Source organism: Citrobacter sp. Cb080 (genome assembly GCF_030334745.1).
GTDB classification, from domain to species: domain Bacteria; phylum Pseudomonadota; class Gammaproteobacteria; order Enterobacterales; family Enterobacteriaceae; genus Citrobacter; species Citrobacter braakii.
In genome coordinates this window covers 266,285-281,757 of record NZ_JAOWDG010000077.1, presented here as the reverse complement: position 1 = coordinate 281,757, position 15,473 = coordinate 266,285, and the positions used below count along the sequence as shown (strand labels likewise).

Here is a 15,473-nt window from a genome sequence, read left to right as displayed (position 1 = left end):
CGTCAGAAGAACCCCATGCCAATAATCACGACATCCCCAGGATGAACAGAGTGCGTTAAATCAACATTCTCAAGCAGCTGATTGCTACCTGACAGGCGAATGTTGATATCTTGACGATCAGCACGATCTGTAAATCCCCCCCGCCTGCGCAATAGATTTCTCGACGGTAAGTCCTGGCTCATAAGCGAATCCATTCGGACTTTTCACCTCGCCAGAAACATAGTATTTACGGAACTCGGCAATACTCACCGTCACCATCGGTGTTGTAAAATAATCTCCAGTCAGGCGTTGAGTTAATTCGTTAGTCACCTGCTCAACAGTTTTATCTTTTAATATAAGAGCACCAACAAACGGGAAATTAATCTCCCCACTCTTATCCAAAATAAACCGCATCGTCATATCGGGTTGACCATGAACAGCGATATTGACAGTATCCCCTGCCCCAAGTCGGTAATCCTGCTGAACAGTAGCAGGATCGTCCATTAATCTCGGGCTGGACGTTGTGCATCCGACCATCAGGATACTGAATAGCAAAACCGCGCACAGTTCTATTATTTTCATTTTAGATCTGAACCTTAGCTTTAAGCATAATCATAGAATTATCATAACCCAACGTTCTGATGACTTCCTGATTGTCGTTGGGACCGATATAAAACGAATCAGTATCCTTATTCGAATTCAACGTATCTATTTGATATTTAATCTCAAAATTGACCGACGGTGTGTAGTCATAGCTCATGGTTACGCTAAATACCCCATCTTTATCATGCCGATCTTTATTCTGTTTTTTATAGTCTTCTGAAGTGTATGAGTAATCCAGCAAGGTAGAGAAACGGTTGCCTAACCAGAAGTGCTGGTAAGAAAGACCATACTGGGTGACTAAAATATATCCCCCAACTTCCGATGGGTCTTTAATGCTTTGCGCTGAGTGCACCGTGAAAACAGACTGTTGTAACGGCTTCCACTCCCCTTTTACATCCCAGTTTAGACCATTAAAATCATGCGAGTTTGCGTTGTTTTCAAATGTCTTGTACAACCATGAAATATTCATGTCGACATTGGTTTTTCCCGTCAACTGTGACTTCAGGCCATACAGTAAATAATACTCATTAGTGTCTTTTTCTGAGTTGTTATCATAGTGACGCTGGTTAGTAATAAAGCTATAGCGAAAACGCGTTCTGGATGTGTATTGGTCAAAAATTTCTGCCACCAGGCTATTTTCGTGCCATTCCTGTTCCTGAATGTAATTGTAGAAATCTTCACTACTCTCCTGGGCGTCAGACGTATTGCCGAACGTCAGTTTTTTGTATAACAACGCCAGTTCCGCTTTCCCGCGCCCATCCGGCGCGCCAAAGCTGTAGCGCAATTCACTGTTAATAAAATTCGTCGTCAGCGGAGATTTAATCCCATACTGCTCGAATTGACCCGGTAGAAACCCCTCAGTGATCCCTCGACCGCGGGATTCGTGCCCAAGCGTATCCTCCAGATTGAGTGTTAAGCCGTGCTTGAGCCCATAGCGCCAGGCACCGTTAAAACGGAAAAAATGATCGTTATAGTTATCAGCGGAATCGCTTGAGTAGTTACGATAATCACCGGAGTACATCAGTAAATACTTATCCTGACCGCGCTCTCCGATCATACTCAAAACGGGCGCTGCGCTCTGAAACGAGGAACCGATAGCATCTCTGCTATGTGGCTGATAAGACACGTTATCATTATAACCATAGTCCACAGCGACCTTGCCCTGGAAGTCGATCCCCGCAAAGCCAATGTGTGATTTCGGTGTTAAATCAGCCCATACGGGCTGCGATATCACGATTCCGGTAATCACGAGTAATTTAGTATGCATTCTTACCGATAAATCCTTTAAAAATAGTTTTAATAATAATTTTTATATCCAACCATAAAGACCAGTTTTGAATGTACTCAATATCGTACTGAACCCTTTTTTCCATCTTATAAAGCGCATCGATTTCCCCGCGGAAACCGTTGATCTGCGCAAGCCCGGTGATCCCAGGCTTAACTTTATGGCGGATCATGTAATTTTCGACCTGTTTACGGTACTGCTCATTATGCGTAACCGCATGAGGTCTGGGACCGACAATCGACATACTTCCCTGCAATACATTGATAAATTGCGGCAGTTCATCCAGTGAGGTGCGGCGTAAGAAACTACCAAACTTGGTTACTCGCGGATCGTTTTTAGTAGCCTGAATAACCGTATCGGCGTTCTCCATAACGCGCATCGAGCGAAACTTCCAGACCTTAATTTTTTGCCCGCTAAGACCATACCGGTCTTGTTTGAAAAAGACTGGCCCGCGGGAAGTGAGTTTGATTCCAATGGCAATGGCCAACATCAGCGAAGAAATCATCACCATAATGATGCTACCAAGCACCAAATCTTCCGCCCGCTTGATAAACGAACCCGCCCCTTCAAACGGCGAACTAAAAATGCCAATAGTTTGCAGGTTGTGAATGGAGCGCAGCTTGGACATGTTGTTACTGTAGGTGTAGAAGTCAGGAACAATATACGTATCTACGGTGGTGTCTGACATCATCGCCAAAAAATGACGAATGCGTTGTAAAGCTACCATCGGTAAAGCGATGTAGATTTCGTCTATATTTCCCTGCCGGGCTTCCTCAACCAGATTGATCACCGGCCCACGAAAGGGGCTTTTAACCTTATCGACGATATCGCCACAGCGGGATAAGGCGCGCTCATCATAAAAAGCCAGATCTAATGTGATATTAGCGTATTCATCCATTAACGCGTTTTCTGCCGCCAGGCCATTGTCGGTCAGACCAATAATCGCCACGCGCATACTCTTTTTCGTTGAATATTTAAAAATGAAAAAGCGAATGTAATAAAGAAAAGGTAATGGGATGAAGTACCAGTAAATAATCGCTGAATAAAAGGGGGAAGGCAGTTTGTCTAAGTAGCCGAGAGACTCGGGTTCAGCCACCGTCATGCTGACCAGTTCGTTCAAAAAAATCGCCAGTAGCGTACAAAAAACCAACCGTTTTTGATTACGTAAACCGATCGTCTTAATCTTTTGTTGATACATTTTAATGTATTCAGCAAACAGTAAGAAAAAGACTGAGAAGAGAATACTCAGAATGGCAATGGTGTTAAATGGCGCCAGACCTAACAGATGGGCGCTAAAAATTAACGTCGCATTGATTACAATGAAATCGACCAGCTTTAAAAAGACTGGATATCCCTGGCTGCTAATCTTTAGCGATTTTTTAAGCATATCTCAGCCCATTATTTATTGATCTTTAATTGTTTTTTTCTCATTTATGTTGCTAATTATATCACAAGTCTTAAAAACGCAATGGCACACTGTCAGTAAATGTAAAAAACAATGTAATACAATGTGATGGGTTTCGCACCATACAAATGCAACCCAATGATTTAGATGATTATTTATTGGTAATATTTTTTAATTTCATCCTTAAAAAACATGATTAATTGCAACATAAACGTCATTGACAGATCACAATTCATAAGCTACCAGCGGGTAGAATCACATGATGAGCGCCTGACAACGGGTTAACCTTACAAAAAGCAATACTTTGTCCAAACCTCGTTGCGCTACGCTCAGTGATGAGAGTCCTGGAGAGCGACAAGAAGAAATCAATAAGTGTATTTATAATTCCCACCATAAAAATAACTTAGTAACACATTTACAAAGCAATGATTAGCAACCTTATTATAAATAAGGTATTTTACGAAGAGTCTGCGATTGCTTTCATTTTCACGCTCAAATTTCAAAAAAAAAACGAATAGTAAAAAAATTTAGTTTAAATAATTGTAGCAACTCCGATGAGTAGAAGCGGCAAGCATGGCTTAAATTAAAACGATAGCCAATCATTGAGAAAATGCGTGTTACATATTACTAATGTCAACATTCTGCATGAACACACCTTTAACATCAGAGTTTACAGCGCTTACCAACACATCAATTTAAAATAAAGAGAAGAGAATAAATGACAGCATTAAAATTTTGTTAAAAGCAGCGTAAATCGCCCCAACGAATTATTGATAACAATGTATACACTTTTGTTAAGATATATATAAAAACACCTTCCAAAGCCATTCAATCATGCCAAAAAAATTTTGTTTACTTATTTTTCGCAAATAAATAATATCCGCGCCGGATTACTTGTTGAGCAATTTACGCACGTTAATCATTTCTTTCAAATGAAGTCCTACATCATTTTTTGACGTTGATGAACTCCAGCTGAATCTGTGCCTCTGACAAGTACTTTTCTGGGTAAATAATAAATTTAACGGAGTTATGATGATGAAAACTGCACTTACCAGCAGTGTACTGGTCGCTTTGTTTGCCGCTAATGCTGGCGCAGCAGCGAATTACGTTACCACTGCCGCAACAGGTTCTAAAGCCACCGCGACGGTCCATTTTACCGGTGAAATTGTTGCCAGTACCTGCGTGGTGAGCACAGCAAACCAGCCAGGTAAAACAGTGGCATTGCCACAAGTTACCAACCAGCTATTTAGCGGCGCGGGCTCTAGCACCGGTGATACTCCGTTTACGTTGCAATTTAGCGGCTGTAGTGGGGTAACTGGAGGAAGCGGCTATGTGGTGGTCTTTACTGGTAAAACCCCTGGCAGTAACACAGCACTTCTGGAAGCGAAACGTGGCTCGGCTTCTGCCACCGATGTTGGCATCGAAGTGGATCAAGCGGGTCATGCCCTTAATTTCGCTTCAGGTAGTAATGAGGTGATATTAACACCAGATCATAATGGCGATGCACAAATCGATCTGGTCGCCAAATATCAGCAAATTGGCGCAACGCTGCCTGCGGCTGGCACGATCACTGCGGATATGAATTACACCGTCATTTATAAATAACGGACGTTGATTGCTATGGATGGCACTCTTCCCTGAACCTGGAAAGTGCACCTGATGAATAAAATATTCTTTTACCTGTTGCTGTGTGTGGTTAGCACCGCTCACAGCGCAATTAATTTGGGTCAAACGCGCGTTATTTATAATGAGAACGATAAAGCGGCGATGTTTGACGTCAACAATAATACAGACAAGCCATATATGGTACAGACGTGGCTGGATAATGGTAATCCGGATGAGACGCCTGCCAATCTGCCAATGTTAATTACGCCCCCGATCCTGAAACTTGACGGCCATAAATCAGCCGTGTTGCGAGCTATTTATCAGGGCAACGGCTTTCCTGAGGATGTTGAATCTGTAGTGTGGATTAATGTGCAGGAAATCCCCACCATCGAGAATGAAGAAAATACCTTACAGCTGGCGCAACGTATTCGCATCAAACTATTTTATCGCCCTGTTGGTCTGAATATGACGCTACCTGAAGCCGTTGAGAAATTACAGTGGCAGTGCCACGGTCATACTCTGCGGGCGGTCAATGCGACGCCGTTACATATCTCCCTGACGCAATTACATATTAACGGCCAAAACATTGATGCCGACATGATTAATCCGCATGGCGAACGCACGTTTGCGTTGTCACAGCAAAAAGTCAGCCATATCGGTTTTAGCTGGGTAGATGATTACGGCGGCACTAACGCGGTTAATAACGTCCCGGTATCTTGCAATTAAGCTGGGGTTGCACATGATGAAAAAAAATAAGCACCCGCAACGGTACACCCTCTTTACGCTGTCAACGCTGGCCGTGTGCATACCTGCATACGCCAGCAGCACGCCGCAGTTTAATACCCGTTTTGTACATGGTACGCAAAATATTACCTCCGTAGTGCAAATAGCCCGTAATGACGGACTTAGCGAAGGCACGTTTGAATACGATATATATCTAGACCATAGCTTCGTCGAAACGCGCAATGTTGACTTTAAAAGACGTCAACCACAAGGCAAGCCGCAACCTTGCCTGAGCGCGGACGATCTGCGCAAATACGGGATTAAAATCCCTGAAGGTAACGCCGATACCTGCGTGGAGCTCACGGCTCTGATCGCAAACAGCCGCCTGACGGCAGATGCAAACTACCAGCGCATTGATATTTCAGTGCCGGAAGCGTTTCTGCTTTCGACTGCGCATGACGCCGTGCCTGAATCGGCCTATGACGATGGGATTAATGCCGCTTTTGTCGGCTACAACGCCAATACGACGCACCTGATTGAACAGGGCCAGGATCATGACTCTGTTTTTGCCAGTTTTGCCAACGGTATAAACCTGGCGGGATGGCATTTTCGCAACCAGTCTACTTTCAACTATGCCAGCGGTTCAGGCCGTCAATGGCAGGCGGTTTCCACGTGGGTGGAACGTAATATTATTGCGCTGCGTAGCCGCTTGCGCTTCGGGCAAACCTATACGGACGACGATGTGTTTGACAGCATCCAGTTTACCGGGGCACAGCTCACCAGCGATGAAAACATGTTGCCTGATAGCCAACGCGATTTTGCGCCAGTCGTTCGCGGCGTCGCCAATAGCAATGCCACAATCGAAATCCGTCAAAATGGCTATCTGATTTACAGCAAAAACGTCGCGCCGGGCGCGTTTGACATCGACGATATTAACCCCAGCAACCAAAGCGGCGACCTGAACGTCAGCGTTATTGAAGCCGATGGCAGTCGGCGTAATTTCAGTGTGCCTTATTCGGCGGTCCCGAACATGCTGCGTGCAGGTAATAACCGCTTTCAGTTTACGGCAGGGGAATACCGCGACGGTTACAGCGGCGGCTGGCGGCCACGCTTTGTTCAAGGCACATTGAGTTATGGTCTCAGCTTTGGCTCCACGTTGTACGGTGGTTTCCTGACCGCAGAAAGCTATAATGCGATTGCCACCGGGATCGCTCAGGATCTGCACCAGTTCGGCGCGATCTCTTTCGATATCACTACCGCCAGAGCGCAGCTTGCCAGTGGAGATACGTCCACAGGACAAAGTTACCGTTTCTTATACTCCAAATCGCTGAACCAGTACGGTACGGATTTCCGTCTGGTAGGCTACCGCTATAATACCTCCGGTTATTACAGCTTTAGCGACACCATTAACGAGCATAACAGCTGGTCCTCGGGCTATTACGACATCGCCTATGACGACCCGAATCAACAGTTGCGTTTTCCTGGCGAAGAGCACAACAAAAAGCATTACTACACCACTAACTACAATAATCGCCGCCAACGTTTTGAGGTCTCTGTTAACCAGCGTTTGTGGGATAACGCCTCTATTTATGTCAGCGCCAGCCAGCAAAACTACTGGCACAACGGGAGTCACGACCGCACGATACAGCTGGGTTACAACGATACACTGGGGAAAATCAACTGGAGCGTTTATGTACAGGATACCCGTAACCAGTACGACTACCAGGACCGCAGTATCAACCTGACGCTTTCCATTCCATTCGATTTCATGGATAGCCGCGGCTTTGTCTCCACCAACATCATGCATAGCCAGCAGAATGGCGACAGCTACTCCACCAGCTACAGCAATACAGCATTTGACGATCGTCTGAGCTGGGGCGTTCAGGGCAGTACCACCGATCGACAGGATTCCTCTGCCGGGGTTAACGCCGCCTGGCAAGGCGACAAGATGAATGTTCAGGGGGGCTACAGCGCAGGACGCAACTACCAGAATATGAATATGGGCATCAGCGGCGGGGCAATGCTGCACGCAGGCGGCGTGACGCTCATGCACTCTCCTGGCGATACCATGGTGTTGGTCGAGGCCAAAAATGCCGACGGTGTCCATATCCAGCAACAAAATGGCGTGGCAATTGACGGTAACGGCTATGCGGTCCTTACCGCCGCAGACGCATGGCATTACAACGTGGTGAGTCTGAATACCGCTGATATTGGTGCCGGGCTGGATATTCCGCAGGCACAGAAAAAAATTGTTCCAACAGAGAAAGCCATCGGCAAAGTGGTGTTTGAAACCTTCAGCGGCCGCAACTATCTGGTCAATGCCGTCATGCCCGGCAATATTGCCCCCCCGGTCGGCGCGAACGTACGAGATACGAAAGGTCGTAGCCACGGTCTGGTCGGTATGCATGGCGCACTGTATGCCAGCGGCGTGGAGGACAATTCTCGCCTGGAAGTGCGCTGGGGCTCCCACGCAAATGAACACTGCTTTATTCAAATGCCGGATAACCATAACCAGCCGGTGAAGAAAATCGGATATACACAAATTACCGCCCAGTGCGTCGGCTCGTAAGGTGCAATCAATGAATCCGTTAAAAATAGTTAAACTCGTGGTGCTGCTTTGTTTGCCGATATTCAGTTGTGCAAGCTATGCGGTTACCTGTACAGCAAACAGCGTCTCCGTACACGTTGATCCCATTAAAATCAGCCACAGTACCACCGCTGGGGACACCGTTTGGGTGTCCAATCCACAAACCGTTAGCGTCACTTGCCGCGACACAGACTATATGCCCCACGGCGAAGCCGCCAGAATCTACATCGACCCTGATCATGAGTTTGCGCATTTTCTGCAGGGAACCAATATGAAACTGGTGGTGAGCATTGATGGTCGCCCCTACGATCAAAGTGCCCAGGCCGTCACCACCCAATATCAGGCAACGTTGCCCCGAACAGGTTCAGACAACTACTGCAGGAGTAATAACCACAGCCATACCAGTGACTGCCAGGCGCGCCCACAAACATTTTCTTTCACCTTTAACCTCAGTCTGGTCGCTACCGGAAAACTCCCGGATCCTTTGCCTGCGCTGGCCGGTCGCACCATCAACAAAGTTTTCGTTGTCGACGGTATTGGCAGCATTAACGCCTGCGGTTCGCATTGCTCCACCAGCAATCCGGCAAAAAACTTTGGCCCCGCGCTTAATGGCCTGAATAACATCAGTTATATCAACTGCGAACCGATCGTCTCTATCAGCTCTGACAAAGGAACGGATACCGTCGAGTTTGGCAGGATCAGCATTACCGAAGCAAAAGTGGGAAAAGATAACAGCCACAGTAAACAGTTTGCCGTTATTGCCGCAGAAGCCGCCGGGAAGCATGAATGTCGCGGCATCAACTACGCGGTAACGTTTACCGGCACCACGAGCAACAGCGGCGCAGTTTTTACCGGTCAGGGTACACCAGATATCGGCGTTACGCTCCAGGATGCTGCACACCCCGGCTCCGGGGACATTATCAGCGGCAACCGTATCGATTTTGCCAGCAGCGCGTTTACCAACCAGAGCGACAGCCGACGCAAAGAGTTCATGGCAACCCTGTTCTGGCTGAAGAATCCTCCCCAACCCGGCACATTTAGTATCCCTGTCAATGCGACGGTGACCTTTAAATAACAGGCGCAGGACGATGCTGATCGTCCTGAGCGTCTCGCACCAGGCATAAAAACCGCAGTCGTACGCTTAACCCGCCTAATGTTTCACTCCGTGATAGCTGAGGGTGCGTGCGGTGCAGACGAGCAATGTCGTTGACCAGCGCCAGGCCTATCCCGGCGCCAGGGAGATTACCGACGTTATCAAGGCGATGAAACGGTAGCAGCGCCTGGTGCACCATCTGCTCATCGATACCCGGCCCGCTATCTTCAACCACCAGCACCACCGCCTCTCCTTTTCGCAGCAGACGGGCGGTTACCACACCATGCGGCGGCGTGTATTTTAGTGCGTTATCCAGCAGATTCCCGCACAGTTCGCCAAGCAGGACTTCATCGCCCTCAATCCACACCGCATCCTGTTCCCCTTCATAGCCCAGATCGATCCCTTTACTGCGCGCCTGCGCCAGTCGCGTGAAACAACTGCTTTGCACCACCTCATACAAATTAACCGGCGAGAAGTGCCTTTCTCCTTGCTCTTTGCGCTTCACAGCCGACAGCTGTAACAGCCTTTCCGTCAGTTGAATGGTGTTGTCCAGCGTGGAGCTCATGGCTTGCAGACTCTCATACCATTGCTGCGGCTGCTGGCTGGCGAGGGCCACCGCCGCCTGAGTTTTTAGCACCGCCAGCGGCGTTTTAAGCTGATGGGAAGCATCCGCGCTGAAGCGTTCCTGGCGAGAGATCAGGCCGCGAAGTCGGTCCAGATAACGGTTGAATGCCACAATCAACAGACGGGTTTCCGACCACGGCAGCAACTCCGGCAGCGGCGTCAGCAGCCCAGGCTCGCGACGCACCATCAGCGATGACAGCTGGCGCATCGGGCGTAACACCCGACGCAGCAGCCAGCCGACCAGCACCAGCGTGAGCAGCACCAGCAGCCCTTGCGAAACCCACGAGGAAAACAGCAGCTGTCGCGCCAGGTAACGTCGCGATTGCAGCGTTTCGGCGACATAAATCTCGGCCATGCCGATAATGCCGCCCTCGTTGACGGGCTGCAGCAGACGCGCCACGCGAATTGCCTCCCCGCGATATTCAGTGTGATAAAACCACGCCAGCGCCGGATAAAGCCGCGTACGCGATGTCGCAGGCGGCATCGCAGGTAAATCGTCATAACCTGAGATAACCTTCCCCGCCGGGTCGACCACCTTGTAATACAACCTGTCGTTCATATTCAGCTCAAAGCTGTCCAGCACCACCCACGGCACATTCACTTCCAGCTGTTTGTTGTGCACCACCAGTCGCTCGGAGACGGTTCTGGCAGACGAGAGCAGCATCCGGTCATACGCCTGCGTCGCCGCCTGTAGCGCGCTGACATAGCTGTTAAATGCCGACAACCCCCACAACAACATGAGCGGCAAACCCAGAAACATCAGCAGTTGCAGGTACAACGATTGGGGTTTAACCCACTTCATCGCTACGCTCCAGCACATAGCCCAGCCCGCGTAGCGTGGCGATGCGCACATCGCTTCCCTGTAGCTTTTTACGCAGACGATGGATGTACAATTCAATGCTTTCGGGGCTGACCTCATCGTTTAGACTGAAGACCTGTTCAAACAACTGCTGACGCGAAACCGGTCGCAATCGACGGTACATCAGCACCGTCAGCAATGCCTGTTCGCGCGGCGTGAGCGCCAGCGGCTGCCCCTGCAACAGAAAATAGCCCTCATCGTGAAACGCCAGTTCGCCCAGTTGCTGTATGCCCTGCACCTGCCCCGCGCTGCGGCGTAGCAAAGCCCTCAGCCGGGCATCCAGCTCCTCGATTTCAAACGGTTTTGCCAGATAATCATCGGCCCCGACGTTCAATCCTTTCACCCGATCGGCCACCGCGCTGCGCGCCGTCAGCAGCAGAACAGGAAGCGTCTGCCCGCGTTTGCGCAGGCGCTGAACGACGTCAAGACCATCCAGTCCCGGCATATTGATATCCAGCACCGCCAGCGCATACGTTTCGCTCTGTAAAAGATGGTCGGCCGCCAGCCCATCAAAAACGCAGTCGACGGCAAAACCGTTTTGCACCAGCGCTTTCTCCAGCCAGTGAGCTAACTCACGGTTATCTTCCGCTAATAAGAGACGCATATCACATCCTGTAAAGTTTCTGCCGCATTGAAAGGGAATTGAAAGGTTAATGTTTTAACAATCATGCAACCGAACTGCTACACATCGGCTCACATAATCACAAAAATCTTCTTCCGTACCCGAAAATCCGGTTTTCCGGCGTGAGGATAAACAATGAAAAAACAGTTACTGCGTACCCTTACTGCAAGCATTTTACTGATGAGTACCTCTGTTCTGGCGGAACAAGCGCCATCGCGCACAGAATGTATCGCCCCTGCTAAACCTGGCGGTGGTTTCGATCTCACCTGTAAGTTGATTCAAGTGAGCATGATGGAAACCGGTGCTATCGAAAAACCGATGCGCGTTACCTACATGCCCGGTGGCGTTGGCGCCGTGGCCTATAACGCGATCGTCGCGCAACGTCCGGCTGAAGCGGGTACCGTAGTGGCATTCTCCGGCGGCTCGCTGCTGAACCTGTCACAAGGGAAGTTTGGTCGCTACGGCGTTGATGATGTCCGCTGGCTGGCAAGCGTCGGCACTGACTACGGCATGATTGCCGTACGCCAGGACTCACCATGGAAAACGCTGAAAGATCTGCTGACGGCAATGGAGAAAGATCCTAACAGCGTGGTCATTGGCGCAGGCGCCTCTATCGGTAGTCAGGACTGGATGAAGTCGGCGCTGCTGGCGCAAAAAGCCAACGTCGATCCACACAAGATGCGCTATGTGGCCTTTGAGGGCGGCGGCGAACCGGTCACCGCGCTGATGGGGAATCACGTCCAGGTGGTTTCCGGCGATCTCAGCGAGATGGTGCCTTATCTTAGCGGCGACAAAATCCGCGTGCTCGCCGTGTTCTCTGATCAACGTCTGCCAGGCCAGTTAGCTAACGTGCCAACCGCCAAAGAGCAGGGTTATGACCTCGTGTGGCCCATCATTCGTGGTTTCTACGTTGGACCAAAAGTCAGCGACGCCGAGTATCAGTGGTGGGTTGATGCCTTTAACAAACTCCAGCAGACCGATGAGTTTAAAAAGCAGCGCGATCTGCGCGGCCTGTTTGAATTCAACATGAGCGGTAAGCAGCTCGACGAATACGTGAAAAAGCAGGTCACGGATTACCGTGAGCAGGCGAAAGCCTTCGGTCTGGCGAAATAAGCGCAGAGGCAAAGATGATGAGCGATCGTATTTTTGCAGGTATCTGGCTGTTGCTCTGCATAGCCGGGCTGTTCGTGGCCTGGCAAATCACCAGCGAATACAGCTATGAGCCGGTTGGGCCGCGTCCCTTTCCGCTTGGCATTATCAGCCTGATGCTGGTATGCGCCGTGGCGCTGCTGTTGCGCCATCCCGACACCATCAGTTGGCCCCGCCGTCACGTGCTGCAAAAGCTGCTGACGATGGTGATTGTTCTGTTGATGTACGCCTGGGGTTTCGAATGGCTCGGTTTTCCCATCTCCACCGCCATTCTCACCGTGGTGATTGGCATGCTGTTCGGCGCAACCATTCCGGCTGCGGGTATTTCCGGCGCGGTACTCGGCATTCTGCTGTGGTATGCCTTTGACCGACTGCTTGACGTCACCTTACCACTCGGCGCCTGGCTGGGTTAACGGAGAAACGATGGATACCTGGATTTATCTTTCTCAGGGTTTCGCGGTGGCCATGACGCCGGAAAACCTGGTCATCGCCCTGATTGGCTGTTTTGTCGGTACCATTGTCGGGCTGTTGCCTGGTCTTGGACCCATTAACGGCGTGGCGATCCTGCTGCCTCTGGCCTTCGCTTTGCATCTGCCTGCAGAATCTGCGCTGATCCTGCTGGCTACGGTCTACATAGGTTGCGAATACGGCGGACGTATCTCCTCCATCTTGCTGAATGTTCCCGGCGATGCGGCGGCGATTATGACCGCGCTGGATGGCTACCCGATGGCGCAGCAAGGCCGCGGCGGCGTTGCGCTCTCTATCTCGGCGGTCAGCTCTTTCATTGGTTCGCTTATCGCTATCGGCGGCATCATTCTGTTTGCCCCGGCGTTAGCCCAATGGTCGCTGGCCTTCGGTCCGGCGGAATACTTTGCCTTAATGGTTTTCGCCATTGCCTGCCTTGGCAGCATGATGGCGCAAAACCCGCTGAAATCATTTCTGGCAGCGCTTATCGGTCTCGGCCTTGCGACCGTCGGCGTAGACGCCAATACCGGGGTTTATCGCTTTACCTTTGACAGCGTTCATCTCTCCGACGGTGTGCAGTTTATCGTGGTAGTGATTGGACTGTTCTCAGTCTCTGAAATACTGTTAATGCTGGAACATACCAGCAGTGGCCAGACGCTGGTGCGTAAAACGGGCCGCATGTTATTTAACGCCAAAGAAGGTGCGCAGTGCGTTGGCGCAACCCTGCGTTCATCGGTGATTGGCTTTTTCGTCGGCGTCCTGCCCGGCGCGGGCGCAACCATTGCCAGCGCTATCACCTATATGACCGAGAAAAAGCTCAGCGGCAATAGCGACAGCTTCGGCAAAGGGGATATACGCGGCGTGGCGGCCCCCGAAGCCGCCAACAACGCCTCGGCCTGTGGCTCCTTTATCCCGATGCTGACGCTCGGCGTACCGGGCTCCGGCACCACGGCGGTGATGATGGGCGCGCTGACGCTGTACAATATCACCCCGGGTCCGGCCATGTTCACCGAACAGCCGGATATCGTTTGGGGGCTGATTGCGGCGCTGCTGATTGCTAACGTGATGCTGCTGGTGATGAACATCCCGTTGATCGGCCTGTTTACCCGTATGCTAACCATCCCCTTGTGGTTTTTGGTACCGGCTATCGCGGCAGTCTCCGCGGTGGGCGTGTATGCCGTCCACAGCACCACTTTCGATCTGGTGCTGATGGTTGCCCTCGGCGTGCTGGGCTACATATTGCGCAAAATGCACTTCCCGATGTCGCCGTTGATTTTAGGCTTCGTTCTGGGGGAAATGCTGGAGCAGAACCTGCGTCGGGCGCTGTCTATCAGTAACGGTAATATGGATATTCTGTGGGCCAGCGGCGTGGCGAAAGTGCTGCTGGTGATGGCGGTACTGGTTATCGTCGTCCCGCCGGTGCTACGCCTGATTCGTAAACGTAATAGCAAACCGCAGGTGGATATCAGCTAATAATACGCCGGATAGCGGCGCTGACGCGCCTTATCCGGCATTTTCATCTTAATTCCTGAACGGCACTGAGTACGTGCTCAACAAACCGCGTCAGCTTGGGCAGCGGACGCAAATCTTGTCGCCACAGTAGATGAATCGGCCGCGGCTGCGGCGTAAACTTTTCCAGTATCCGAATCAGTTTCCCGGTAGCCAGCTCTTGCGCCAGCAGCACCTCCGGTTGCAATAACAGTCCGGCCCCCGCTACCGCCGCCATACGCAGGCCATGACCATCGTTACAGCGCAGGATCGCATCACGCTTCCATCTGACTTCGCCCGTCACGCCAGGCAGTATCCATTCGTTGCGAGCCGTCCACACGGTATGGGACAGGCACAGATGATCCACCAGATCCGCAGGCGTAAGGGGCGTGCCATGACGGGCAAGATAATCCTTTGATGCACAGATCGCCATACGGTAAGGGCACAGGTATTTCGCCACCACATCAGTCTGATGGATATCGCCAATACGGATCGCCAGGTCGACGCCTTCATTCACCAGATCAACCATCCGGTTGGTCAGATCCAGCTCAATGCGCACCTCTGGCCAGGCCTGTAAAAACGCAGCGGCCAGCGGCGAGATAACGCAAGCGCCAAAAGAAGTAGGCGCGCTAATGCGCAGCGTCCCCGCAGGGGCCAGCCGCAGACGCTCTACCGAACGCTCGGCTATCGACACCTGCTCCAGCACGCGGCGGGCTTCTTCAAAATAGACACGCCCGGCATCGGTCAGGCTCTGGCGGCGAGTATTGCGCTCCAGCAGACGCGTGCCGAGCTGTGCTTCCAGTTGGGTGATATATTTTCCCACCATCACCGCAGACATCTCGAGTCTTGTTGCCGCGGAGGTAAAGCTTCCGCTCTCCACCACGGCGATAAACGTTTCCATGCCGCGCAGCTTATCCATATTACAAACCTCTGGTTAGCAATCATCTAACTTATAGCCAGTTTATCCGATTTCATTTTCATTAAAG

Annotated in this window: 12 protein-coding genes and 1 pseudogene; 7 read left to right on the top strand and 6 right to left on the bottom strand. The window is 50.7% G+C overall.

All coding sequences use genetic code 11. The features are described 5' to 3' along the window. Nucleotides 1-2 precede the first annotated feature (2 nt). The 3 genes and pseudogenes from OGV38_RS17085 to OGV38_RS17075 form a co-directional block, all read right to left on the bottom strand. A pseudogene (locus OGV38_RS17085) lies at nt 3-561 on the bottom strand (polysaccharide biosynthesis/export family protein). Between the two features lies 1 nt (nt 562). Continuing rightward, nucleotides 563-1,849 carry an outer membrane beta-barrel protein gene (locus OGV38_RS17080; RefSeq protein ID WP_109017942.1) on the bottom strand — a complete coding sequence of 429 codons (1,287 nt, stop codon included), beginning with the start codon at nt 1,847-1,849 and terminating at the stop codon, nt 563-565. Next, nucleotides 1,839-3,254, bottom strand: a complete 1,416-nt coding sequence (locus OGV38_RS17075) for an undecaprenyl-phosphate glucose phosphotransferase (protein WP_047499487.1) — start codon at nt 3,252-3,254, stop codon at nt 1,839-1,841. Before OGV38_RS17075 ends, OGV38_RS17080 begins: the two co-directional genes overlap by 11 nt. 1,050 nt (nt 3,255-4,304) lie before the next feature. Between OGV38_RS17075 and OGV38_RS17070 the strand changes: the two genes are divergently transcribed. From OGV38_RS17070 to OGV38_RS17055, 4 genes are read left to right on the top strand one after another with little or no spacing between them, the layout of a single operon-like run. Then, complete coding sequence (locus tag OGV38_RS17070; RefSeq protein ID WP_332113125.1) at nt 4,305-4,877, top strand: fimbrial protein; 573 nt, start codon at nt 4,305-4,307, stop codon at nt 4,875-4,877. Between the two features lie 54 nt (nt 4,878-4,931). Next, nucleotides 4,932-5,603 carry a fimbrial biogenesis chaperone gene (locus OGV38_RS17065; protein ID WP_047499484.1) on the top strand — a complete coding sequence of 224 codons (672 nt, stop codon included), beginning with the start codon at nt 4,932-4,934 and terminating at the stop codon, nt 5,601-5,603. A gap of 13 nt (nt 5,604-5,616) precedes the next feature. Next, nucleotides 5,617-8,169, top strand: a complete 2,553-nt coding sequence (locus OGV38_RS17060; protein ID WP_286474131.1) for a fimbria/pilus outer membrane usher protein — start codon at nt 5,617-5,619, stop codon at nt 8,167-8,169. A 10-nt stretch (nt 8,170-8,179) separates the two neighbouring features. Beyond that, a complete protein-coding gene (locus tag OGV38_RS17055; RefSeq protein ID WP_269517872.1) occupies nt 8,180-9,262 on the top strand; it encodes a fimbrial protein in 1,083 nt (360 codons plus the stop codon). Here the strand turns inward: OGV38_RS17055 and OGV38_RS17050 are convergent. Both OGV38_RS17050 and tctD read right to left on the bottom strand, forming a co-directional pair. After that, nucleotides 9,255-10,706: a sensor histidine kinase gene (locus OGV38_RS17050; RefSeq protein ID WP_286474126.1), complete on the bottom strand. Its 1,452-nt coding sequence runs from the start codon at nt 10,704-10,706 to the stop codon at nt 9,255-9,257. The two genes, OGV38_RS17055 and OGV38_RS17050, sit on opposite strands and share 8 nt — an antisense overlap. Further along, on the bottom strand, nt 10,693-11,367 hold the full coding sequence (gene tctD / locus OGV38_RS17045) for a transcriptional regulator TctD (protein ID WP_049043323.1): 675 nt from the start codon (nt 11,365-11,367) through the stop codon (nt 10,693-10,695). The genes OGV38_RS17050 and tctD overlap by 14 nt, the downstream gene beginning before the upstream one ends. Nucleotides 11,368-11,520: 153 nt before the next feature. Between tctD and OGV38_RS17040 the strand changes: the two genes are divergently transcribed. Genes OGV38_RS17040 through OGV38_RS17030 form a run of 3 tightly spaced genes read left to right on the top strand, consistent with a single transcriptional unit; the run spans nt 11,521 to nt 14,472 of the window. After that, nucleotides 11,521-12,498, top strand: coding sequence for a Bug family tripartite tricarboxylate transporter substrate binding protein (locus tag OGV38_RS17040; RefSeq protein WP_016154127.1), 978 nt, complete (start codon nt 11,521-11,523; stop codon nt 12,496-12,498). Nucleotides 12,499-12,512: 14 nt separating this feature from the next. Beyond that, a complete protein-coding gene (locus tag OGV38_RS17035; RefSeq protein ID WP_016154128.1) occupies nt 12,513-12,947 on the top strand; it encodes a tripartite tricarboxylate transporter TctB family protein in 435 nt (144 codons plus the stop codon). A 10-nt stretch (nt 12,948-12,957) separates the two neighbouring features. Continuing rightward, nucleotides 12,958-14,472 (top strand): tripartite tricarboxylate transporter permease, encoded by a 1,515-nt coding sequence (locus OGV38_RS17030; RefSeq protein ID WP_016154129.1) that lies wholly within the window; start codon nt 12,958-12,960, stop codon nt 14,470-14,472. 43 nt (nt 14,473-14,515) lie between these two features. Here OGV38_RS17030 and OGV38_RS17025 read toward each other — a convergent pair whose 3' ends face one another. Then, nucleotides 14,516-15,406 (bottom strand): LysR substrate-binding domain-containing protein, encoded by an 891-nt coding sequence (locus OGV38_RS17025; RefSeq protein ID WP_016157283.1) that lies wholly within the window; start codon nt 15,404-15,406, stop codon nt 14,516-14,518. Nucleotides 15,407-15,473: the final 67 nt, after the last annotated feature.

What these genes read in the sequence shown, in the direction of transcription:
- OGV38_RS17065 (WP_047499484.1), top strand. Translation starts at nt 4,932, where the DNA reads ATGAATAAAATATTCTTTTACCTGTTGCTGTGTGTGGTTAGCACCGCT.
- OGV38_RS17060 (WP_286474131.1), top strand. Translation starts at nt 5,617, where the DNA reads ATGATGAAAAAAAATAAGCACCCGCAACGGTACACCCTCTTTACGCTG.
- OGV38_RS17040 (WP_016154127.1), top strand. Translation starts at nt 11,521, where the DNA reads ATGAAAAAACAGTTACTGCGTACCCTTACTGCAAGCATTTTACTGATG.
- OGV38_RS17050 (WP_286474126.1), bottom strand. Translation starts at nt 10,706, where the DNA reads ATGAAGTGGGTTAAACCCCAATCGTTGTACCTGCAACTGCTGATGTTT.
- OGV38_RS17070 (WP_332113125.1), top strand. Translation starts at nt 4,305, where the DNA reads ATGATGAAAACTGCACTTACCAGCAGTGTACTGGTCGCTTTGTTTGCC.
- OGV38_RS17075 (WP_047499487.1), bottom strand. Translation starts at nt 3,254, where the DNA reads ATGCTTAAAAAATCGCTAAAGATTAGCAGCCAGGGATATCCAGTCTTT.
- OGV38_RS17080 (WP_109017942.1), bottom strand. Translation starts at nt 1,849, where the DNA reads ATGCATACTAAATTACTCGTGATTACCGGAATCGTGATATCGCAGCCC.
- OGV38_RS17030 (WP_016154129.1), top strand. Translation starts at nt 12,958, where the DNA reads ATGGATACCTGGATTTATCTTTCTCAGGGTTTCGCGGTGGCCATGACG.
- OGV38_RS17055 (WP_269517872.1), top strand. Translation starts at nt 8,180, where the DNA reads ATGAATCCGTTAAAAATAGTTAAACTCGTGGTGCTGCTTTGTTTGCCG.
- tctD (WP_049043323.1), bottom strand. Translation starts at nt 11,367, where the DNA reads ATGCGTCTCTTATTAGCGGAAGATAACCGTGAGTTAGCTCACTGGCTG.
- OGV38_RS17035 (WP_016154128.1), top strand. Translation starts at nt 12,513, where the DNA reads ATGATGAGCGATCGTATTTTTGCAGGTATCTGGCTGTTGCTCTGCATA.
- OGV38_RS17025 (WP_016157283.1), bottom strand. Translation starts at nt 15,406, where the DNA reads ATGGATAAGCTGCGCGGCATGGAAACGTTTATCGCCGTGGTGGAGAGC.